The organism is Dysgonomonas hofstadii (assembly GCF_014196915.1).
In the GTDB taxonomy this organism is placed as follows: Bacteria; Bacteroidota; Bacteroidia; order Bacteroidales; family Dysgonomonadaceae; genus Dysgonomonas; species Dysgonomonas hofstadii.
Map to the genome: position 1 here is coordinate 403,887 of NZ_JACIEP010000002.1, position 24,623 is coordinate 428,509.

17 protein-coding genes are annotated in these 24,623 nt (G+C 38.6%); 8 read left to right on the plus strand and 9 right to left on the minus strand.

Going from position 1 to position 24,623, the window contains the following annotated elements:
- Positions 1 to 178: 178 nt before the first annotated feature.
- The 8 genes from GGR21_RS03805 to GGR21_RS03840 form a co-directional block, all read right to left on the minus strand.
- Positions 179 to 1,366, minus strand: a complete 1,188-nt coding sequence (locus tag GGR21_RS03805) for a glycoside hydrolase family 76 protein (protein ID WP_183305842.1) — start codon at positions 1,364 to 1,366, stop codon at positions 179 to 181.
- Between the two features lie 51 nt (positions 1,367 to 1,417).
- The gene (locus GGR21_RS03810; protein WP_246347977.1) at positions 1,418 to 3,319 is read right to left on the minus strand and encodes a hypothetical protein; all 1,902 of its coding nucleotides are present in this window, start codon (positions 3,317 to 3,319) and stop codon (positions 1,418 to 1,420) included.
- Positions 3,320 to 3,381: 62 nt separating this feature from the next.
- On the minus strand, positions 3,382 to 5,532 hold the full coding sequence (locus tag GGR21_RS03815) for an alpha-glucuronidase family glycosyl hydrolase (protein ID WP_183305844.1): 2,151 nt from the start codon (positions 5,530 to 5,532) through the stop codon (positions 3,382 to 3,384).
- A 1-nt stretch (position 5,533) separates the two neighbouring features.
- The gene (locus tag GGR21_RS03820; RefSeq protein ID WP_183305845.1) at positions 5,534 to 6,286 is read right to left on the minus strand and encodes a GDSL-type esterase/lipase family protein; all 753 of its coding nucleotides are present in this window, start codon (positions 6,284 to 6,286) and stop codon (positions 5,534 to 5,536) included.
- Positions 6,283 to 8,238, minus strand: coding sequence for a glycoside hydrolase family 97 protein (locus GGR21_RS03825; RefSeq protein ID WP_183305846.1), 1,956 nt, complete (start codon positions 8,236 to 8,238; stop codon positions 6,283 to 6,285). Before GGR21_RS03825 ends, GGR21_RS03820 begins: the two co-directional genes overlap by 4 nt.
- 21 nt (positions 8,239 to 8,259) lie before the next feature.
- A complete protein-coding gene (locus GGR21_RS03830) occupies positions 8,260 to 9,387 on the minus strand; it encodes a glycoside hydrolase family 88/105 protein (protein ID WP_183305847.1) in 1,128 nt (375 codons plus the stop codon).
- A gap of 102 nt (positions 9,388 to 9,489) precedes the next feature.
- Entirely contained in the window at positions 9,490 to 11,244 is a 1,755-nt protein-coding gene (locus tag GGR21_RS03835) for a RagB/SusD family nutrient uptake outer membrane protein (protein ID WP_183305848.1), read from the minus strand.
- Positions 11,245 to 11,258: 14 nt separating this feature from the next.
- Entirely contained in the window at positions 11,259 to 14,393 is a 3,135-nt protein-coding gene (locus GGR21_RS03840; RefSeq protein ID WP_183305849.1) for a SusC/RagA family TonB-linked outer membrane protein, read from the minus strand.
- A 240-nt stretch (positions 14,394 to 14,633) separates the two neighbouring features.
- Here GGR21_RS03840 and GGR21_RS03845 point away from each other — a divergent pair, with 240 nt between their 5' ends.
- From GGR21_RS03845 to trhA, 8 genes are all read left to right on the plus strand, one after another.
- A complete protein-coding gene (locus tag GGR21_RS03845; RefSeq protein ID WP_183305850.1) occupies positions 14,634 to 18,647 on the plus strand; it encodes a hybrid sensor histidine kinase/response regulator transcription factor in 4,014 nt (1,337 codons plus the stop codon).
- 343 nt (positions 18,648 to 18,990) lie between these two features.
- Positions 18,991 to 19,500: a bifunctional adenosylcobinamide kinase/adenosylcobinamide-phosphate guanylyltransferase gene (gene cobU, locus GGR21_RS03850; RefSeq protein WP_183305851.1), complete on the plus strand. Its 510-nt coding sequence runs from the start codon at positions 18,991 to 18,993 to the stop codon at positions 19,498 to 19,500.
- A gap of 163 nt (positions 19,501 to 19,663) precedes the next feature.
- Positions 19,664 to 20,701: a nicotinate-nucleotide--dimethylbenzimidazole phosphoribosyltransferase gene (cobT, locus tag GGR21_RS03855; RefSeq protein WP_183305852.1), complete on the plus strand. Its 1,038-nt coding sequence runs from the start codon at positions 19,664 to 19,666 to the stop codon at positions 20,699 to 20,701.
- Between the two features lie 2 nt (positions 20,702 to 20,703).
- Positions 20,704 to 21,462, plus strand: a complete 759-nt coding sequence (gene cobS / locus GGR21_RS03860) for an adenosylcobinamide-GDP ribazoletransferase (protein WP_183305853.1) — start codon at positions 20,704 to 20,706, stop codon at positions 21,460 to 21,462.
- Positions 21,462 to 21,995, plus strand: a complete 534-nt coding sequence (cobC, locus tag GGR21_RS03865) for an alpha-ribazole phosphatase (protein WP_183305966.1) — start codon at positions 21,462 to 21,464, stop codon at positions 21,993 to 21,995. Before cobS ends, cobC begins: the two co-directional genes overlap by 1 nt.
- On the plus strand, positions 21,995 to 22,606 hold the full coding sequence (locus GGR21_RS03870; RefSeq protein ID WP_183305854.1) for a metallophosphoesterase: 612 nt from the start codon (positions 21,995 to 21,997) through the stop codon (positions 22,604 to 22,606). Before cobC ends, GGR21_RS03870 begins: the two co-directional genes overlap by 1 nt.
- A gap of 473 nt (positions 22,607 to 23,079) precedes the next feature.
- On the plus strand, positions 23,080 to 23,391 hold the full coding sequence (locus tag GGR21_RS03875) for an RNA recognition motif domain-containing protein (protein WP_183305855.1): 312 nt from the start codon (positions 23,080 to 23,082) through the stop codon (positions 23,389 to 23,391).
- A gap of 82 nt (positions 23,392 to 23,473) precedes the next feature.
- Complete coding sequence (gene trhA, locus GGR21_RS03880; protein WP_246347978.1) at positions 23,474 to 24,127, plus strand: PAQR family membrane homeostasis protein TrhA; 654 nt, start codon at positions 23,474 to 23,476, stop codon at positions 24,125 to 24,127.
- A 192-nt stretch (positions 24,128 to 24,319) separates the two neighbouring features.
- Here trhA and GGR21_RS03885 read toward each other — a convergent pair whose 3' ends face one another.
- Positions 24,320 to 24,559, minus strand: a complete 240-nt coding sequence (locus GGR21_RS03885) for a hypothetical protein (RefSeq protein ID WP_183305856.1) — start codon at positions 24,557 to 24,559, stop codon at positions 24,320 to 24,322.
- Positions 24,560 to 24,623: the final 64 nt, after the last annotated feature.

The window sequence follows — 24,623 nt, forward strand, 5'->3', positions numbered from 1 at the left end:
CAGCATGACAAGTAACAAAACCTGACAAACCTTACATATTTTATTGTCTATATTCTTCATTAATTTCATTGGCATATCGCCATATTATATAATTGGTACATTGATATACCATTGATAAAGTTCTTCAGAAAAAATACAGTATCCAACTACTGGTACGCATTTTTTTATAACATTAAATTTATTCATTCAATGCTCCTATGCGGGCATACATTTCTACCATTGCAGCCTGGGTAAGCAGCCACTTTTCCGTATCTTTTTCATTGCCGCTCAAATCTTTTTCAAACAGGCCGTTTTCATCCCTGGCGTGTTTCCATGCATAATCTAAGTTTTGCCTGAAAGTATTAATAAATATGGGATCTTTATCTATCTGGTACAGTTCGATATACCCACGAAGCATAACAGCAGTAAACCAAACATTTCCTTTCTCGATCAGCCTGAATTCCTGTTTTTCATTATCGCCGAAATTAACAAAGAAATGGTTATAGCAGGATTTTGCTATTTCCTGAGATTCGTGCAAATAAGAGTCTATACCGGTTAACTTATAAAGTAAGGCGGCGGCTTGCATCATTTGCCCGCTATTATATGCATATTTTGCAGTTCCGATTTCACCATCCAGCTTTATGTTATCAAAATATATATAATCATCAACATCTTGCAGATGTGCTTTAGTCCAGTCATATAAAGCTTTTCCCTGATAGAAATAAAGGCTGTCTTTTGTCACCTCGAACAACTTCAGGGCAAATACGGAACCGGGTGCATTTGAACAAGTATTTTTAGAATTCTTGTTCTGTTCGCACCAGTAGATTCCTCCGTCCAGTTTATCATCCTGCCCGCTGATAACGAAATCCCAGATAAGTCTGGCCTTATTTAAATATTCTTGTTTCGACGTGATCGTATAAAGATCGGTAAAATCAATTCCCAACCATACATTATCATCATAGAAACGGTCCGACTGTGGCGCTGAATTAATATAGGAAGCATAACCGGCTGGTTGCCTTTTTGTATCAAAGTATTCTTCCAATCCGGGTAATACTTTCTTTTCCAGTATATTTTTATATTTATTGTCTTGGGTGGCCTCTATTAAGGCGCAGACTGCAGATAATGTACCTGAATATGGCCATAGATAAGAGTACTCATTTGTCGCATTTTGTTCAGTGGTGGCCAGGTATGTTGCTGAATACTGGTTGTTGAATGGAAAATTCTCTCTTAAAAGAGGTGAATCAGTCACGGCATAATGAGAATAGATGGAATCAAGTGTGATCTCAGCTCTGTTTAAATCAATGTTTTCCAGTTCGTTTTGTTTGTTTTTGCAGTTTACACATAGGATCAAACAAGACAGTGATATAAAAAGATAGATTTTGTTCATTTCTTAATCAAGTTAATATAATATCATATAATGTTCTTATTTAATAAACCATTAAAAGGCCTCCCGTCTCTCCCCTGAGATAAAATTAAGAGTCAGCGACTTTTTCCCTTTTTTTATTTCAACATGTTTTGAATCAAACTTTGTTTTGCTATATGGATTATCATATCGGTAACCGGTTTTTAAAGGTATTATTTTCCCTTCTATTTCGAAAGGTTCATCCCATCCAAATTTCATGGTTCCTGTTTTAGGTGATATATAAGTCACTTCTGTATCGTTGCAGTTTACTACAGAATTGCTTATCGCTTCTACAAAACCGGAGAAACTTCCCCAATCTTTTTGAGATCCCATTTCACATATCCAGACATTCTGTTTTCCTTTCACTATCAAATCATTTATGTTGCCTTTATCATCTGCCTGCCATTCGGTCGGATGTTGGCTGTATAATGCGATATAGCCCGTCCCCTTTTTCCCGAATGTCCAGTTCCTTTTTTGGATAACTTCGTTGAATGCTTGTTTGGGAAAGTATGCATGTGTAAAATCCAAGCCTTCATCCCCGGAAGAATTGTATATGCATATAACTACATTCTTGTGCTGAACCGCTCGTGGCATAGATGCATTTCCTGCCCAATAGTTAGGATTGAATCTTAATGTCCTATTACCGGGATGGTTAGTGAAAACCAGGGCATGGTTGTCTATATTGGCTTGCCAGATATGTTGCTGATAACCAGGTGCTCCTACCCTGTAGTCAAATGAACAACTTAGCATATAATGGGATGTGCGATAGGTTTCTATATTTGCCTCGGATAAAGCAAACCGGTCTAACCTGGCATTCACTATCTTGCCATATCGCTCTATTTGTGTATCATATTCCCTGATGTAATCATCGTAATTTTTATATGGGTAAATCCCATACTTATTTGACATTTCTTTTGACATACGAACTACTTTCGGATGAATAAACTCCTGCATGCCCCAAAACAAATGGGTGTCGAGTTCATTATCTGTAGATAATCCATATTTCGAAGCATCATCTACTTCAATACTCATTTTTTGTCTGTTCAGCATATCGACAGAGTAGTCTGTGGCTATTTCCTCTATAATATCGGGGCAACGATATGAGCTGCTGCACAATACTGAATTACTGACTATGTTTTCCGGCAGATATTGTCCTTCCCCAAATACTAATTTGAGTGTAGGAGACATAGCATGATGCCCCGTTATCAGGGAACTTACATAAATACGCCCGCTGGTCGACCCCAGCGTGCCATGAAAATTATTTAATGCCAGATCGAACATTAACAGATCGAGCACCATACGCGCCCTCGTTCTCAGATACTCATCCTCTGCAAAATCATAAATATTTGCTAAGACTAGTATGTCTACTTCATAATAACTGGATAACCACTCACTGAACCCGAAACCGAAGCGGAAATCGAGCCATCGCTTTAATAGTAATTCGGCATGTTCTATATGTTCCCGTCCCGTAAGGCCGCTTTTAAACTTTCTGTCTTTATACAATTGTCCGGCAAGAAGCTCGGCAGTATGGTACAATGCCTGATGGTTTTCAGTGTGGTAACATCTATATGTAGTATCGGGGCGAATATCGTTCCACCAATATTTAAAATCGAGAATCCGGTCTTCAATCTTTTTGTTCGTGTCTTCCGGCAACATATTTTTCTCTTTATCCAGATATTTAAGCCGGAGCAATCCGTTCATTGTAAAATCATTACAATCACGATTGCTTTTGATTACTTCCAATGCTTTCTGGACATACGCTTCGTCCGGCTGTATTCCATTTGTAAAACGGGCAACCTGTGTGAATATTCCATACAGACCGTCTTTTACTCCGTTTTCGATGCAATAATTCAAAAAATCTGTTCGCCTCTGTTCATAAGTGCTCTGTGGCGTTGTCCAATATGAATCAGCTTTCACTATCTCTTGTGAATTTGTCATAAGACAAATTATGGATATAAAAACGGATAATATATATAACCTTTTCATCTTTGCAAGTCGTTTTATTTATATTGACCGGGCTTCCAGTCGTAAGGATATGGTATTCGTTTATAATAATCCAAAGAATGTTCCGGCTGCTCATATTTCGCAGGAATAGGTTGTTTTGAATATTGTTGGAAAAACAGCAGGCATCCGTCTCTCCACCAGATAGCTTCCCCTTTTTGAAGCTCAAGCAGGGATTTTACATGATCGAAGCGCTCCTGATCAATTTTCCCTTCTATTGAGTTCCATATTTCCTGCATTTGACGAACTTCATCTACTCCCCGGTAATAATATTCCACCATCTCATTCCATATCGTATTCCCCGATTTCATCCTATAATCCCACGGCACACGGTGAAACCATAGTAAAAGATTATCCGGACAGGTTTTAATATCGTTTAGTTCGCCCCTGAGTGGTTGATGGTACTGACCGACGGCATTACTTCCGGATTCGGTTCTATCTACCCCGATACCACTTTCACTGGCCTTATGATAATCGAATGCGCTCCATACGGGGTCATCGTGCCAGGGTTCAGGCCCATTGTGTGTATCATAGTTCATTATATGATTCAAGCCCAAAGGTGTCATATAGTTTACGGCGGCCTCCCTCGACATGAGCATAATTTTTTGAACAGCATCTATAAGTTTCTCATCATTCGAGAATGTCATTCTGATCCATTCCTCCGATATTTCTTTTGCCGTGAGATCGGGGTTCCACGCCAGACGTCCGAAAGCGTGCCAGTTTGCCTGGCCAAACAAATGTCCTGTCCAATTTATATCCGACCCTGTATTCGAAACTCCGGCTAATCCCGATATCCCATGTGTCTTTCTATAGTTTTGCAATACTTTGGACACCGTAGACCCCTTGCCATGCTCATATGTATCCGATTGCAAAGTCTCTTCAAAAAGAGGACCTAAATACACCAGATGTCCGGCATGCCCCAGATTTTCCTGAGTAATCTGGAACTCGAGAGACAAGGCGGTTTCAGGCATCGCCCCGAACAGAGGATGGAAAGGTTCGCGTGGCTGGAAATCAATCGGCCCGTTCTTTGGTTGCACAAATACATTCTTATTAAAATCGCCATCCAGAGGCTTAAATTCATCATATCCATTTATCACGCGGTCGATATGGCGTTCATTCTGATAGACGAATGCCCGCCAGAATATAACACCCCCGTATGGAGCTAATGCTTCAGCCATCATATTGGCTCCGTCGGCATGGGTACGCCCGTAATCCTGAGGACCGGGCTGCCCTTCAGAATTGGCTTTCACCAAAAAACCTCCGAAATCGGGGATATACTCATATATTTCTTTTACTTTATCCTTCCACCACAATCTGACACGAGGGTCCAGCGGATCGGCTGTATCCAGTCCCCCTATCTCTTTAGGTGCACTGAAACGGGCTGTCAGGTAGACACGTATTCCATATGGACGAAAAACATCAGCTAATGCAGCAGCTTTAACCAACCATTCAGCACGCAGGCTTTTCGCATTGGCATTCACATTATTCAGCACAGCACCATTAATTCCGATAGAGGCATTAGCCCGTGCATAATCTGTATAACGACTATCTTTGTAATGAGGCAAACGAGCCCAATCCCAGAGTGTGTAGCCAGCATATCCGCGTTCTATGGTTCCGTCGAGATTATCCCAATGATTGAGCACCCGTAACTGAAGTTTCGGCTCTTCTTTTACCGACAGGTTATTTAGTGGCCGGTTCGTTTGCATCAGTTTAAGATAATGGAATACGCCATATAATACACCTATATCTGTTTTAGCTGCAATTATATTGACTGTTTTGCCTCCGATTGTTGTGGTACGTATAATGAAACCTTCATCATCTAACGACTTAATTTCATTAACATGTGATGAGGCACATATAAGAGGTGATGAATCGGGCGTTCCAATAACCAACCCTTGTTGCGAAATCTTTTGTACCTCATTCAGATTTATTCCCAACAATCCCTTAAAACCTAACTGAAGCTCTTTTTTTGCGACTTTCAATCTGTCGGAATTTACCGGAAACACCACCTCTTGATTTAGTTTCTGATAGTCATTTAACAATACCGTATTATTTATTTTATGGTAACGGAGCCATAACTCATATCCATTTTCAGCAGATATAAAGCAGATATTAAATAGAAATAAAAGATTTATGATTATTCTTTTCATGTTATTGTGTCCACTGTTTTATATATCTATGTATACTTTTCGCCCAGTATATCCCCAGTTTCCCGGCTCCGGATGCATTCGGATGAAGGTAGAATACTCCCGAATTTCCATTTTGTGCTCTATGGTATTCCTTATAATTCTTACGAAAAAAATCAAAAGCGTCTTTATCTCCTTCAAATACATGTCCGGGATTGCTTTTCGCAAGTGTCTCTATTTCCGGAATATAAGTTTGCAGGCGATCCAGACCTTCCTGCAGATAGAGCGCACTGTTATGCGTATTGGGACTATACCAGATAGGATGATGCAAGATTATTTTACATGAAGGATATCTCGATGCCAGGCTATCAATAATAATTTGCAGATTCTCTCTGTACTTTTCAGCAGACACGGGGGCACCTGTCGGTCCTTTAATAGCACTGTCATTGGTTCCCAGTTTCACTGAAAAAATCAGTAGGGAGCCACCAGTGTATAGCGAATCGGCAGCAGCAACAACCCTTGCATAGCATCCGGTCTGCGCAGGCAGGAAATTAAATGTTGTCATACCACTGACTCCGCAATTTGCATATTTCACCTTATAATGGCAACTGTCTTCGAGATACCTGGCTGTAACAACAGGAGGCGGCTCTTTCAGATATGAACCCTCCGTTATACTGTTGCCGATGAAAACAATATTTATAGATTTATATTTGTCTGTTGCCGCCACGGAAAGAACAATAACAAATAGTAACAGGTATGTAGATAAATGCCTTTTCATACTACTTTAATTACTGCAGCAAAACCGCCGTTGCGTACCATATTTATTTTTATCTTCTCTCCTTTTCTTACCTGCGAAATGCATTTTCTGTAATCCATAGCTTGCCGCCCGGCATTTATGCCATCCTCAAACATTGTTATTTGGTAAGGTTTGGAATCCTCCAGGAAATCAAGGCTTATTTCAAAAGTTCGTTCGTTCTCTTTATTATTGGTCATTCCGCCGATGAACCATTCTGCTCCTTTTCGCTTGGCAACTATTACATATTCACCAACTTTAGCTTCCAATACTTTCGTTTCGTCCCATGTTACAGGCACTTCTGTTATAAATTCGGTACAATCCTGATTACGGTAATACAGGGTCGGATTGTCGGCCAGCATTTGTATACCGCTTTCAAATATTACAAATAAAGCCAGTTGATAGGCCCGTGTACCGATGCTTGCCGAATTTGGACGTTCGGCTTTATATACGTTCGGCTGCATACTGATCATAGCGCCCGGAGTATAATCCATTGGTCCTACGGCATTGCGCATAAACGGAAAATAGATACTATTATCGGGATAGCATCCGCCCATTTGCTCCATGCCCCTTACACCTTCGTAAGATAGTACATTCGGATATTTATATTCCAATCCGGCAGGTTTAAAAGAACCATGAAAGTCCACAAACAAATGATGCTCAGCTGCCGTTTTGGCAACACGTTCGTAATAATTAACCATCCATTGGTCGCTACGATCCATGAAATCTATCTTTAATCCTTTGACCCCCCATTCCTCAAAGGTTTTGAACAACTCAAAATTATTCTCTACTGCCAACCATGTAAGCCAAAGTACAACACCAACATTTTTTTCTTTACCATAACGGATGATTTCATGAACATCCACTTTTGGATTCGGTGTATACGGATCACGCGTGCTTTTGGCCCATCCTTCATCCATAACAATATAAGGAATACCGAATTTAGAAGCAAAGTCGATGTAATACTTATAAGTATCAAGATTATAGCCCGAAACAAAGTTTACGTCAGGACCATAGGGGCTGGCATCATTCCACCATTCCCAACTGGCTTGTCCCGGTTTTATCCATAATGTATTTTTCAATACGTTTTTTGATGCCAGTTTGTAAGTCATTGTGTTTTCTATTAGCTCTTTATCATCTTTTGTGATAACGAAGTAACGCCATGGATAGCTTCTTTTTCCTGCTGTTTTAGCTATATAATCAGCTTCTTTCTGTATTTTCAGGCTACGGTCTCCATCTTCTCCGAACTCAAGTGGGTTTTTAGGGAATAACGATTGCATCCCGTTCTTCCCATTTGCTTGCAGAAACATACATGGATAGTCCGACAGGTCAGACTCGGAAATAAGTATTTTATAGTTTTTCTTCGAGTCAAGCAACACCGGAAGGACTGCCATCCTGTCTTCAGGTTTCCAAGCATTTGTTTCGACATGTGTAAAAATCTCTTCATAAGCTGTTTTAAAACCTTTCGGCTGCTGCATATGAGCCAGATAGTCTGAAGGGAAATTTATTACAAGATCTTCGCCCATGACTTCCACCTCATTCTTTTTATTGGTCACAAAACGATATGCGACACCGTCATCGAAAGCACGAAACTCGACAGTATAAGCCCCTTTAAAATTTATTGATAACTGATTGTAATGATTACTCACAGTGGAGTACTTTAATGGTACAACAGGTTTTAGTATTTCGTTGACCGTAACATGTTTTTTTCCTGATAATTTGGGATTCTGTCCCAGTATATCATCTTTTAGATGCAATTGCAGGTAACAATCATTGAGCAAAATTTCATTATTATATGATATTGTATAATATATTTTATCTGAAATGGTTATCGAAACCGTTATTTCTCTATTTGGAGATTTCAGTTCCAGGTTTTGAGCTTTTGTTACTATCAACCCTGACAACAAACATGCGATAAGCAGTAAGATCTTTTTCATATATATGTTTCTTTATTTTTTCTATTCCAAAAGAGCGGCAGCGCACCATAACATAGGGGCTTGCCCGTGAAGATCACCTATAACACGTTTCCGGTCCAGATAATACTGTTTTGTAGTGCCGATATTAGTTCCCTGGCATACCTCTGTGATATCATTATCGGCATTGATATAAGTAAGCAGTTGCAGCCATGCCTTGTATGCTATTGGGGCATATGTTTTGGCATCCAGCCATCCTCTTTTGACTCCGACGATGATTGCGTATGTAAACATGGCCGATCCGGAAGTTTCGGCCCATGAAGAAAGTTCGTCTACCAGTTGCCCCCATAGTCCTTCCCCAGTCTGGTATTCTTTTAATGTATCCATCATTTTACGATACTGAGCAAGTATCCGTGCGCGGTGGGGGTTGTTTTCAGGGAGATTCTTCAGTAAATCAGTCATTCCCGCAGCCATCCAGCCATTTCCTCTGCACCAGTAGAAAGGGGCTGAAGATGCATGATAGAACAAACCGTTAGGCTGTTGGATAGAATCCAGATAAACGGTCATTTGATAAGCGGCGCGATCTATATACTTTTCATCTTTCGAAGCCAGGTAAGCCTGACTTTGAATAGTTGTTATCATAAACATATCGTCTATCCAGAAGCGGGTTTGCCATGACAATCCTTTGTCCAGATAGCTTTGGTAAAGTTCTGGCTGTTTAGTCTTTGCAGGCATTTGCCATTGCCGGTCAGCAAAATCTATTCCTATATAGTAATAGCATTCGTTTCCGGTCTGCAAATACAATTGCAGGGGTACAGAGCCAAATACCGTATGATCGACATGGTCTGGCTTCTGCATCAGTTCTTTTTTTGATCCTAATAAAGGCAAAAAGCGTTCTTCGAGTTGACGCAATAATTTTTTATCTTTTGTTACTCCGGCGAATTTCAGGGCTCCATACCATGTGCATACCTCCGGATAAGTTACTTCGGAGGGGGGAGTCTTTATTCCGTCAAAATTATGGAATGGTTCACTCACGTACCGTTGCGCCAGTTTTTGTCCAACTTCAAGCGGCGTGCATCCTTCCGGAAATTTTTTGAGATCGACTTCCTGGGCATTGCCAACAGAAAACATCAGCACAAAAAGTAATAATGTAGTTGCCTTAATCTGGTTCATAATAAATTAGTATATAAGCTGTATTAAAATATCTGTTCAGGTAAAGAATAGGCTGCCGTTTTTCAGACAGCCTATCATTATGCAATTTAACTAAAATATTTTTTAATTAGTCCATCCCTCATTTTGAGGATATTTGGTTCCTACCGTTACTAAATCTATTTGATTTTGTGGTATCGGACGTAATACATGTTTTGGTGCAATGTTTGTTTTTGCATCGTCTGTACTGTATTTCTGAACACGTTCTATCAGTTTTCCTGTTCTGACTAAATCGAGCCAACGCATATTTTCCGCACATAATTCCCTGGTTCTTTCATCAAGGATAAAGTCGAGGGTCATCATACCAGATGTTACCTGCATCTGCGTTTTTTTACCTTCCGCAGCGGCTCTTTCCCTGACGGCATTTACCATTGGAACAGCTAGCGCAGGTTGATTATTCATAATTGCAGCTTCGGCAGCGATAAGATAAGTTTCAGCCAGACGGTAGATCATGATAGGCCTGCGGGAATTTTCACCAACATCTGAGGTCCATGCTGAACGGGTAGGATCAAGGAACTTTGTCATTGTGGGGAATAGGACATTGCTATTGGCTTCGGTTTCGCTACTATAGTATGTAGACGGAATCACTACGCCTCCGCCATTGTCTATTTCCGCCTGAATTTCTTCTTTCGTCATAGGGTGTCCGGGCATGTATATTGCACGGGAGCCTACAGTAGGAAAACTTGTCGTAAATGATTGATCTACTCCGTTTATTTTTACTGTATATGTATAGGAATCTCTGGTCTGGTTGGATTGTTGTACTGTCCAGACAGATTGGAAAGTAGACCAATATCGTGTGTCATTTTCTTTATCAGCAAAAGCAGAATTGAAGACCCAAGGATTAGCTCTGTACCAGCGGAAAGAGCGTCCGTTAACGAAATCGCGCGCTTTCATTGCCTCGTCATATCTCGCTACAAAGAAATGATTCAGAGGATGCCCTCCACTGTATGTTTTGTCTGTAGAGTATTGTATGTTCATCAACACCTCTTTATTGTTCTCGTTACCAGGAGTAAAAATATCAGCATAAGAAGGAAGAAGACCTATTCCTATCGATTCGGCATCGTCTGTCAATGCCTTGGCAGTTTTGTAAGCATTTTCGAAATCGGTGGATTCTGCGAAATTCTTATAACCACGGGTAAGATATACCTTAGCCAGCAGATGACGTGCTGTAGCTCCCGTGATAGCTCCTGTACGGGAATTTGCGGGCTGTCCGTTATTTCCTACAGTTGGACTCAGAGGCAGATCCTCTATTGCTTTTTTCAAGTCTTCAATTATAAACTCGTATACGTCTTTTTGTGGGTTCCTTTCAGCTGACCTTGACGGTTCATTCTGGAACTCCTTATTTAATGTTACATCGCCAAAAAACTGAACCAGCTTAAAGTAATAGAAGGCGCGCATAAATCGGGCTTCTGCCAATATTCGTTTTTTATCAGATTCGTTCATATTGGCCGACGAACCATAATCTATTACACCACTACAAGTATTAATTCCCATATAGCACCAACGCCATACTAAATTGAGAGAATTATGGCTAGGCGTGAAAGACGAACTGTATTTAATAACAGGCTCTACAACTCCGGCATCATTGTTGTGCCTGAATTCATCAGTCCCGGCAACAGTAAGCCCCGAAATACCATCTTCTGCCCCGTAGAGTTCCCTAAGAATATAGTATGCAGAATTGAGGCCATATTCAACACCTTCGGGAGTTGCAAAGAATTCGGGAGATATTACCGAACGAATTTCTTCATCCAGTTTGTCATTACATCCCAAAATTGGCAGGAGTATAGTTGCTATGAATATCTTAATAATATATTTTTTCATGATTGTTCAGTTGTTTAAAATGAAAGGTTTAAGCCAAAAATCATAGACCATGTAGCCGGTGTATTTATACCAACCGATCCGTCAGTTTCGGGATCGAGCCCTCCAAAATCGTTTACATATTCTGAAAAGAATGTAAAAGGATTTGATACGGTAGTGTATACCCTGGCCGAACCTATACCTAATTTTGATAGTGTAGATTTAGGAACCGTATATCCAAGAGTTATATTTTTTACCTTCAGGTAAGATGCATCCATTATAGCTAATATACTTCTGTAATCGGGCCATTGTTTATTAGCATTCGGTTTTGGCCAGTAATCGGCCCTGTTTTCGGGTGTCCAATAATTCACTTTAAGGTTATTGGTAGAGCCCTGAAGCGTATTGGCCCAACTGTCATGCAGATCCGATTTCATTAAGCCTCCGACTTTAAAATAGAGCATTAAAGAAAAATCAAAATTCTTATAATTTACCGTATTTGTCATAGCTCCCTCGAAATCAGGGTCTTTCTGCCCAAGTATGACCTTGTCGTAACTATTGATAAGGCCGTCAGGCGAACCATCTAAGTATGCTCCCCCATTTGCGTCCAATACTCTTACTGTACCTATGCGGTTGCGTACTTCACTCTCGGAAGTTATATTATAAAGCTTCATTATGAGCTCCCTGTCTTCCGGTGTATCCTGCCATATACCGACTCGCTTATAATCATAAAATACGCCTATCGGTTCATTTACAAACCAGCCATTAGCAGTATTCATGGAAACTCCATCCTGAAGCCTGGATATTTTGCTTCTGTCGGCAAAAATATTAAGGTTGGTATTCCACTTAACTGTCTTGTCTCCATCACCATCGAGGATAACAGCATTCAAATTTAACTCTATACCCTTTCCTTTTGTTGCTCCCACATTCATCATGATGGCATCAGCTACTCCCGATGTTATCGGGTAATTTTCACTTAATAACAAATCGGTTGTTTTTCTCGAATATAATTCGATACTACCTGAAATACGGTTATTCAGAAAACCATAATCAATACCGAGGTTCCATGTTGTCGTATTTTCCCATCCAAGGCCAGTATTAGGCGCTTTTCGTGAATAATAGCCCAGAACACCATCACTACCATAATTATATTTAACTCCTGTCAAAGAGCCCAGTGTTCCATAAGGGGAAACAGCCGTACTGCCGACCCTACCATAACTCAACCTGAATTTGAGCATCGAAAGAGTTTTTTGATCAGCCATAAAACTTTCATTACCGACATTCCACATAAATGACCCCGAACCATATGTATTCCATCTGTTACCTTTAGCCAGTCGCGACGATCCGTCGGAACGTACAGTCCCTGTCAAATAATATCTTTGTTTGTAGTTATAATTTAAACGTCCCATCCATGAAAGCAGATCCCATCTTTCATATCCTCCGCTGTTACTTAGGAATGTTCCGAATGCCGGATTGTAGTACTGATACATATCTGCCAATAAATCGGATGTTTGCAAATTCAGGTTTTCTTTCTTCGATTCCTGCCAGCTGTACAATCCGGTAAAATTGAAAGTATGAGTATCATTAATAACTTTATCGTATGTAAATATATTTTCTATAGTCAGATTCAGGTCATCATAATTCAGGTTATTCGCCCAATTGGTTCCTCCTGATTGTTTTGTGGTATTTGCTGCATAGTATTTACCCTGCGTGTCGTGTGACAGGTTAACACCTGCATTAAATTTATATTTAAAGCCATGGGTAAAATCTATCTCCAGATAACCGGTTGTAAACGTAGATAACTTCTTCCGGCGATCTACAAGGGCATTTTCATCAAAGTCTGCCAGAGGATTATATAAAGCCGGTGCATTGTTCACCTCAAATCTCAGGCTACCGTCTTCATTGTAAGGCGATACATAAGGTGATATCCTCATCGAGTTCTCTATTGGATTTATATCCGTTCCATTTCTGAGAACATAACTGTTAAGGGAATTCAGACCGACTTTTACATATTTTCCGATCTGCTGGTCTATACTTAACTTTATCGAATAGCGCTCCATACTCTGCATCTTGTATGACCCCTCTGCATTATAATAACCGATAGAGAATGCATACTGGGTTTTCTTGGTTCCCCCACTAACGCTTACCTGATGATTGGTGAGTAATCCGTCTGAATATATAAGGTCTTGCCAGTCTGTACCCACTCCGGCTTCATAGCCTTCTATTTCGGGAGTAAAAGTCATAGCCCTCGAATAAAGATTGGGGTCGTCCATTCCTGTAAAAGTCCCTTCCGGATTAGCATTGATCTGCGCCCATTTTTTCAGTGTGAGCAAACCGTCTCCATTATCCCTGTACACATCATACTTACCCAGACTTTTATTGAAGCCTACATATCCGCTGTACGATACCCGGGCTTCTCCTTCCTGTCCTTTACGCGTATTGATGAGGATTACTCCATTTGACCCACGGGATCCGTAGATAGCTGTAGCTGATGCATCTTTTAATATTTGAGACGATACTACATCATCGGGATTTATATCGTTAAGGCTTCCGTCAAAAGGTATTCCATCCACTACGACAAGAGGGTCATTACCTCCGCTTAAAGAACGTGTACCACGGATTCTGATACGGGGTGTTGAACCCGGATGATTATTCCCTCCGCTTTTGGATATCTGTACACCTGCTCCCAGTCCTTGAAGCACACTGGCTATATTGCCTCCGGGGCTCATACGCAATTCTTTCTCGCCTACAGCGGAAACAGCTCCTGTATAATCTGATTTTTTTTGCGTACCATAACCAACAACAATAACCTCATCCAGTTGTTGGTTCTCTTCCTCCAATGTTATGTCGAAGGTGGCTTGTCCACCGATTGAGATAATCTGTGTTTTGTATCCTACGTATGAAATTTTTAATTTTGCCCCTTCAGGTACATCCGACAAGATAAAATTACCATTATCATCCGTCATTGTTCCATTCGTAGTGCCATCTACGCTGACAGTTACGCCGATTAGCGGTCCTGATTGATCATTTACTGTCCCCGTAATTTTCTTTTTCGATTGCTGAGTCTGCGCAAATTCATTTTCAATCGGCCCGGTTGAGGCTGAAATGGTCAGGCTGAAAACAAATAAGGTTCCTAGATAGCAAAACCTCGATAAGTTTCTTTTTATTTTCCACATAATTTTTTTATTAGCATTAAATGGTTAGACAATTTTTTCCAGATGTAAAATTAATATTGAGAAGAAAATTTTCAAGAACGAATATAAGACATAAGTGGATGAATCAGAGACGTAGTCACATATTCGTGCTACTATGTCATATGTTGAGACTTTTTAACTAATACTACGTTTGAGAATTAAATTTTATACAAATAAAAATAAATATATTTGTGTAGGAGCATATCTAATACTGTAAATGCCATGAAATATATCATTTTATTTATTATCATTCTTAGTCCTTGCTCGGCAATGTCATATAATTTGCGACAGATATCCAGCAAAAACGGGCTTTCCAATAGCGCAATCTTATCAATTTATCAGGATAGGAAAGGGTTTATGTGGTTCGGATCGTGCGATGGCTTAAATATGTTTGACGGCATTAATATCCAAATATATAAGCCTACAAATGGGAATAATAATCTGTCTGGTAATCTGATCGAAAGTATTCATGAAATAGATGAAGATATATTCTGGATACAAACAAATTATGGATTAGACAGGCTTGACAGGCGTACAGGAACTATAAAATCCTATAAAGAATTTAAGAGTAAGAATCTGTTTGCGAAAAGCATGCATAATGATATATTTATCATAAAAGATGATAAATATATCTATTATTTAAAACAGGGTAGTGATATATTCAGAAAAATATTTGATGATGCTATATCTTTTAATAATGTACTGGATATGGTAATTGACAAAAACAATATCTTATGGATATTTTCGAAGGATATGAAATGTATGAGCTATACGATAGAAACAACGACTGATGATATAAAAATAAAGCCGGTTTCTCTCTTTGAACACCAGACAGACCTATTGTACTGTTTTCATGAAGGAAATATTATCTATTTTGTTGATAGTGAATATATATTATATGAATATGATCTTATAAATAAGAAGAAATACTATATTCATGATCTTAAAAATGAAATTCAGAAAAAAGGAGGCATATCGTCCATTATCAGATATCACGATGATTATCTTATCGGTTTCAAATCGAATGGACTTGTCTGGCTGAAAAATATTCCGGATCAAAAAAACAATTATCAGACGAGTGAAATTGATATTAAATCGGGAATATTTTGTCTGACTAAAGATAAAAATCAGGATATAATATGGGTAGGAACCGACGGACAGGGAGCATTCATGTTTTTTATGGATTCGTACTCGATAAAGTCTACCACATTCGATAAGTTTATATATCCCATAAACAATCCCATAAGAGCCCTTTTATTAGACAAGGATAATACTCTCTGGATAGGTACAAAAGGAGATGGAATACTTAAAATATATAACTATGATTACGAAAACGGTAACAACAGCCGGATGGAGCACATCCTGTCCAGTAATAGTCCTTTAAATGACAACGCTGTATACTCTTTTGCTAAAAGCCGGAAAAATATTTTATGGATAGGTAATGAGGAGGGGATTAATTACTTTTCATATAAAGAAAAGAAAATAAAAAAGTTATCGCTCGAGATAGATAACAGACCAGTAAGATTTGTGCATTCTATCTGCGAGTTTAATGATTCTACATTGTGGATAGCTACAGTAGGAGACGGCATCATAAAAGCTAAATATTCGGGTTCTGTAGACAATCCTGTAATCACAGAAACCAAAAGGATTGTTTTAGATAAAGGTAAGACATCATCTAACTATTTTTTTACTTCATATAAAGAGAACGATTCTATCATATGGTTTGGCAATAGAGGATATGGAGCTTTTAGATTAAATACAATTACAGAGGAATTAAAAACATTCCAATTTGATAAGAATAATTCGAATCAGACATTGAATGATGTGTTTTCCATTGCAAAAAGTGACGACGGTTATTGGTTCGGTACAAGTTTCGGATTGACCAGGCTTCATGAAGACACAGAAGAAATATTTAACGAAACTACCGGTTTCCCTAACAATACAATTCATGCTATTGTAGTAGATAATAATAACAATCTTTGGCTTAGCACCAATCAGGGTGTTGTGAAATTCAATATTAAACAGAATACTTTTCAAACATATAAACAGGAAGATGATCTTGCTATAACAGAGTTTAGCGATGGCGCTTATTTTAAAGATAAGGCGACAGGTTCTCTTTTTTTTGGCGGGATAAATGGTTTTATATCTATTAAGGCAAATGAGACAAAGCAAAAAGAGTATCTTCCTTCCATACAATTTAGTAAATTATCTATTTTTGGAAAAGATTGTAATATATATGATTATTTTTCTGAAAACGAAGAGAAAATCTTAGAACTGGATTATAGTCAAAACTTTTTCTCAATATCTTTTTCTGCTATCGATTATATCAATGGTAATAGCTATACATATTTGTACAAGTTAGATGAATTAAGCAGTAACTGGATAGAGAGTAATTCAAATATGGCGACTTTTACCGATATCTCTCCCGGCCGATATACTTTATACGTCAAATATATAAATCCGGCCAATGGCAATGAGAGTCCGGTATTTCCCCTCTCTATAAAAATCAATCCGCCATGGTATAGAACTAATCTGGCATATATAATATATTCTCTTGTCATCTTGCTCCTCATATATCTAGGCATAAGAATAAGCCTAAAATGGTATAGAATGAAGAAGAACTCAATGTTGGAAAGGCTTAATCGTCAGCAAAAAGAAGAAATATATGAATCAAAACTTCGGTTTTTTACTAATATTACGCATGAATTATGTACACCTTTGACTTTAATTTATGGTCCATGTGAAAAGATTATATCATATAGTAAAACAGACAATTATATTCATAAATATGCTTCTTTAATACAAAATAATGCAGAGAAGCTGAATGGTCTTATACAGGAGCTGATTGAGTTTCGCCGCCTCGAAACAGATAATAAGAAATTGATTATAAACCGATTGTCTGTATCGGAAATAATAGCTGAAATAGCCGAATCTTTTCTTGAATTATCCGAAACGAAAAACATAGATTATCAAATTAAAATAAAGCCGGATATGATATGGAATTCGGATATGAGCTGCCTGGTCAAGATTGTGAATAACCTCATATCCAATGCGTTCAAATATACACCCGAGCAAGGGAGCATTATTGTGGAGGCTCATATAGAATCTGAAAATCTATATATTACTATATCCAATACCGGAAAAGGAATTAAGGAGGAAAATATTTCAAAAATATTTGATCGTTATAAAATATTGGATAATTTGGAAATGCCCGAAAACAAAGGACATTTGGCTCGTAATGGACTAGGTTTAGCAATTTGTTCCAGTATGGTTAAACTATTAAAGGGAGAAATAGATGTAATAAGTGTACTTAATGAACAGACGTCTTTCAAAGTTGTACTGCCTTTTTGGGAAATAAATCCGGAAGATGAGATTGTAGAAGACAAGATATTAGTACCCAATACAGAAAATACCATTGTGCTCGAGCAATCGGTTCAGGTATACGATAAAAATAAACCATCAATAATGATCGTGGATGACGATCCCGAAATGTTGTGGTTCATATCCGAAATATTTATGGAAATGTATAACATTATTCCGGTAAGTGATCCGCAAGAAGTAATGGAGTTACTTAACAAAAGACAACCGGATCTTATTATTTCAGATGTAATGATGCCCGGTACAGACGGTATCTCTCTGACTAAACTTTTAAAAAAAGATAAACTATTTAGTCATATACCGTTAATATTATTATCGGCTAAAAATAATCCGGACGAACAGGTAAGAGGGATAGAGGCAGGAGCAGATGTATATATAACGAAGCCTTTCGATATCAAATATCTGGAAAAGATAGTTAACCGGTTATTGCAACGAAAAGAGGATTTAAAAGAATACTATAACTCAGCTCTCAGCGTTTTTGAATCAGAAGATGGGCATTTTTTGCATAAAGACGACAAAGCCTTTTTTGAAAAAATGATTCACATCATAGAAATAAATGTAATGAATCCTGATTTATCTGTTGAATTATTAAGCTCATCGTTAGGATATAGTACCAGACAATTGTATCGTAAATTAAAAAATATTACAGAAAAATCTCCAAGCGATATTATACGTGAATACAGATTAAGTATTGTAGAACATCTGTTAACAAACACGAACTTATCAATCGATGAAATTCTTTATAAAGCTGGATTCAGTAATCGCGGAAACTTTTTTAAACTCTTTACCCAGCGGTATGGAACTACTCCAAAGAGTTATAGAAATATGAAGATGAGGGAATTGGATAAGCATGAATAATTCATTGATTATCTTATGCCTTGTCTTCATTATATTCTATACGCCACCATACATAAATTGATCTTTCAATTATATCGCTTTCATTGCAATATTTTTAAAGAAAATTAAAAAAAAACAAAAGTCTAGATGACTTCAATATGTAAAGATAAAAGATTGATTTTATTTATTTGGCCTGGCAATGCATACAATCTTTGTTTATAATATCCAAAGACACATGACAATACAGATGTAGAAAATCCGACGGACTCTCCTTATTCTTGTCATTCGCACTATTTTGATAGTGCATCATTTCAATTTGTGATAGATAAAACTTAATTTTAAGGTTTCAAACATAAACAAAAGAATGAAAAGAGTAACCCTTATCACCGGCGGACAACGTTCCGGGAAAAGCAGTTATGCCGAGAAAATGGCTTTGTCGCTGGATGCTAATCCTGTTTACCTGGCTACATCACGGGTTTGGGATGAGGAACATCGCAAACGTATAGAAAAGCATAAGGCAAACAGAGGTTCGGAGTGGGTCAATATCGAAGAAGATAAAGCCCTAAGCAAACATGATTTAAACGGGAAAACGATCTTGATAGATTGCGTAACCCTATGGGCTACTAATTTTTTCTTTGATCTCGATTCCGATGTAGAAACATCCCTGGCCTTATTGAAGAGAGAGTTCGATTCTTTTACATCACAGGATGCAAGTTTCATATTTGTTACAAACGAGATAGGCATGGGAGAGATGCCTCAAAACGAGCTTCAACGCAAATTTTCCGATTTGCAGGGATGGTTTAACCAATATATTGCAGCAAACGCAGATGATGTTTTTCTTATGGTTTCGGGAATTCCGGTAAAAGTAAAATAATTAATACTGATGAAAAGAGAATTGCTTTATCTATACAAAGAAAGCTTTTAGCGGATGACCATTAGTGTTTAATAAAAAAGTGCAATAGCAAAAGAACATCAAAAAAGAGTTACTTTCGTTACTTTTTAGTTAAAATGAAAACTTGTAATTTAAACAATATATAATGAAACAATTTAAAATAGAGCGTCCTCTGGACGATATTCGCCAATACCTGCAAGAGAAGATTGATAACCTGACCAAACCCAAAGGCTCACTCGGTTTGCTGGAAGATATTGCCATGCAAACAGGCTGGATACAGCAAACATTAAATCCGAAACTGAAGAATCCATGTCACATTGTATTTGCGGGTGACCATGGCATTGCAGCAGAAGGTGTGAGCCCGTCGCCACAGGAGGTAACTTATCAGATGATTGCCAACTTTTGGGACGGGGGCGCAGGTATCAATTTTCTGGCACGTCAACATGGCTTCAATCTTAAAATAGTAGATGCCGGTGTAAATTTCGATTTCAAACCCGAAGACCCGATAATAGATAAAAAGATAAGGAAAAGCACGCGCAACTATCTGCACGAAGCTGCCATGACCCGGGAAGAAATGGATCTTGCCATAGAACGGGGTGCAGAATGTGCACAAAGCTGTTTCGATGAAGGATGCAATATAATCGGCTTCGGTGAGATGGGAATTACCAACACTTCTTCTTCCTCGTTATGGATGGCCTGCCTCACAGGAATTCCATTGGAGAAATGCATTGGTGCCGGATGCGACCACACAGGAAGCATTATCAACCATAAATATAATGTATTGAAAACTGCAATAGAAAACTATAAAGGCGATGGTTCGATATTGGATATAATGCGTTATTTCGGTGGTTATGAAATGGTAATGGCCGTAGGAGCCATGCTGAAAGCTGCCGAACTGAAAATGATCGTACTTGTGGATGGATTTATTATGACTAACTGTATCCTGTTAGCATCAAAACTGAATAAAGAGGTACTGAACTACGCCATTTTCGGACATCAGGGCGATGAGGCAGGACATAAACTACTGCTCGAATATCTGGGAGCAAAACCCATTCTTCACCTGGGTCTCAGACTAGGAGAAGGGACAGGTGCATTGTGTGCTTATCCTATCATTGAATCGGCACTACATATGATCAATGAAATGAATTCATTCAAACAAATTCAGGTTACAAAGTATTTCTAAATATGAGATCTGTTGCCGCGGCTTTTGTGTTTTTCACCCGCTTACCCTTCTGGCGACTGAATGCCTTTCGGGTATCTGCTGAATATTTTAGCCAGGTTATTAACTATTGGGCGGTAGTTGGCTGGCTGACAGGAAGTGTTATGGCCGTGTCGCTTTGGGTTGGAAACCTGATTTTGCCTTATTCTGTGGCAGTAATTATAGCTATATTGAGCAGGCTGCTTATTACCGGTGCATTGCATGAAGATGGGCTGGCCGATTTTACAGATGGATTTGGAGGAGGAAATACAAGAGAAAGGATACTCGAAATAATGAAAGACTCCCATATTGGCACTTATGGGGTTATCGGGCTTATTTTTTATTTTGTGTTGCTCTACACACTATTATCTCAATTGCCCCTGATATGGGCTTGCAGTTCTATATTAATTGCCGATCCTTTATGTAAATATATCAGTTCGTACATAACCCGCTTTTTACCCTATGCCCGCACAGCAGATACCAGCAAATCAAAAACAGTATATAGCAAAATGACGATGAAAGTATTCGTCTTATCTTCATTCTTCGGACTGATTCCTCTGTTTTTGATTCCTGACGTCAAATGGCTGATAGCTATTGCTTTCCCAATCATAGTATTTCTTTCGTTGATCGCTTTAATGAAAAATAAGATACAGGGATATACAGGCGATTGCTGCGGCGCCACTTTTTTATTATGTGAGTTATTACTTTATCTGGGGGTGGTGATTGTTTATTACAACTTGATATGATGAAAATATATTTAGTGAGACATACTGCCGTAGATATACCGGGTGTCATGTGTTATGGCCAGACGGATGTACCATTGAAAGAAACTTTTGAAGAAGAAGCTCAGATCGTAAAAACAGAAGTAGATAAACTTTCGCCTGATATAGTTTACTCCAGTCCGTTGAGCCGCTGCACTAAGTTGGCTTCCGCCTGCGGGTTCGGCAATGCTATTCCCGATAACCGGCTGATGGAGCTCAACTTCGGAGAATGGGAAAAGAAACAATGGAACGAAATAGATATGTCTGTATGGGAGACAGACTGGATTAATCCACCTGCTCCGGGCGGTGAATCATTTATGCAAATGTATGACAGAGTATCTTCCTTTTTCGAGGAACTAAAGTCGAGGAACTATAATTCAGTTCTTATATTTACACATGGCGGGGTTATCAGTTGCGCCAGGGTGTATTTCAAACAAGCAGATATAAAGAGAGCTTTCGAATTGATGCCTAAATATGGAGAGATCGTTGATTTTGAACATAAAACAAATATATTATAGTGAAAAAAATAAATAGTCCCGCCGAAAAAATTTTCTTTACTTCCGATACTCATTTCGGGCATGACTGGATCATTAATTTTAATAACCGTCCATACCAGACAAAAGAAGAAATGGACTGCGCACTGATCGAAAATTGGAATAAAGTTGTTCCGGCTGATGGCCTTACTTTTGTGCTTGGTGATATTGGTTTCACAAGCGATAAGCGGATTGTTGATATTTTCGATCAGTTGAATGGAGAAAAGATCCTGATAAGAGGAAATCATGATGATAATTATACAGAATCGACATTAAATCATATTTTTACGGAAATACATGATTTGTTATATATCCGGGTTACGGACAATATTGCCTCTAAATTTTATTATATGGTATTATGCCATTATCCGATGCTCGATTGGCAAAGTTCTTTCCGGGGGACATGGCAGTTATTCGGACATTTACATACAAGGGAACTCGAAGAGTTTGAAACCTTCAAGACAAGGTTATTTGCCCAGCAATACGATGTAGGTGTGGACGGTAATGATTTTCGGCCGGTCTCATTTTATGAATTACGGGATATTATGGAAAAGCAAAAAGAGGATAAAATATTTAAAGATTCAAACTATTATTAATCTGCACTTTACCGCACGGTTATTTGCATCAAAAGTTACAGATAAATTTACTCAATTTTCCATTACAGGTCAGAGTTAATCGATGCATAGCCTTGGTTATAGCAACATAAAGTATGCTTCTTTCGATTTCAGTGAACCTTTAAAGTTTGCGGTTTCTCCCCATTAATGCCAGGCTGTGTAAAAAATATAGTGTAGTTAAGGTATCATAAGCCTGATTAAATAAACCTATTTTATACGATTTAGATATAGCCGGTTTAAATAATAAGGTTATAATCAGCCTCTAATTACAGGGCTAAATGATTTTGATTGGATTTTTATTCTTTTTATTAAGTATTTAAATTATCTTTGTTCCCTAACATTTGAGTTTTTTATAACAGAATTCATTCTTTGTCTTCGATTTACGAATTAAGGTCTAGCATGTAGCTTTGCGATAATACTCATCTGAATTTTATTAACAATTTATTTTTATACAAATGAACATTTTTATTGCAGGTCTTAGCTATAATGTAAACGATGCAGATTTACAAGACCTTTTTCAAGAGTACGGTGAAATCACTTCAGCGAAAGTAGTAATGGATCGCATGACCGGTAAATCTAAAGGTTACGGTTTTGTTGAAATGGAAAATAACGAAGCTGCCAACAAAGCAATCGCTGAATTGAATGGTGCTGAATATGATGGCAGAACAATTTCTGTATCAGAAGCAAGACCAAGAGAAGAAAGACCAGCTCGTTCTTTCAACAACAACAGAGGTGGTGGATACGGTGGAGGCCGTAACAGATACTAATTATTGGAGTAATCGAATAATAATTATAACAGAGCAAGGTGTTCCTCAAAAGAACACCTTGTTTTGTATAAGTAGCAAATATTTGAGTAGATTAAGGGCATATTCTACAAGAGAAGAACGGGCTAATACCCTATCTCATGCAGCAGGCATTCTTTTAGGTATGGTTGCCGGATATATCCTTTTGTCTAAAAGCTTCGCAGGTTTCGATCTTTGGAAAATAGGCAGTGTATCAATCTATCTTTTCGGGATGCTGTCTTGCTATATGGCATCTACACTCTATCATGGATGCAAGAATGAATTAAGAAAACGGTCGCTCCAAAAACTTGATCACGCTTCCATATACGTACACATTGCTGGCACATACAGCCCGTTTACTTTAATTATACTACGTGAAAACGGTGCTTGGGGCTGGACGCTCTTTACTTTTATATGGCTGGCTGCCATAATCGGCATCATACTTAGTTTTAGAAAGACGGACAAGCATAGCCATATCGAAACAGTTTGTTATGTGATAATGGGGTGTGCTATATTTATCGCTTTCAAACCTCTGGTCGACACCCTGAATGAAACAGGAGGCATCAATTCCCTATACTGGCTTATTGCCGGAGGAATTTCCTATATCATTGGAGCCGTATTTTATTCACTGGCCAAAATGAAATACATGCATACCGTGTTTCACTTCTTCGTTCTTGGCGGCAGCATCTGCCATATTATAGCAATTTATATTATCCTGTAGATCAGCGACTATTTTATCAAACTCATATAATAATATCAATCAGTAGTTGAAATTATTCTAAAGGTTGTAATAAATAATCGTTCGATTTTATTCAACTTTTGTCTTGATACAAAAGTTACAAAAAATCAAGGCTGCAGTCCTCACAGACCCACCATCTGCTCAGCGGCTAAACCAAATAAACTCGCCTTCGGCTCAAACAGAATTTGGTTTTACGCCACTTTCGCAGGGTGGGTACCCCTGCTGCGGACATGATGCCGGAGTCGCAATGCGACGACAAGGGTTAGCCTGCCTTGTCAGGCGTCCGCCCGATGGCATTCGTCCGTAGAGCGGGGCACCCGTCAGGCGAAAGGGGCGTGAAATAGAAAGCGTCCGCAGGACAATCTTTCCATTTAGCCGGTGAGCCTGTAACGGGTCGCACGGAGGATAAGCCACCAAAGCACTTTTGCATCCTTTTTTTGCTTAGGAAAAAAGGATGGTAAGTAATCTTCGATTACGC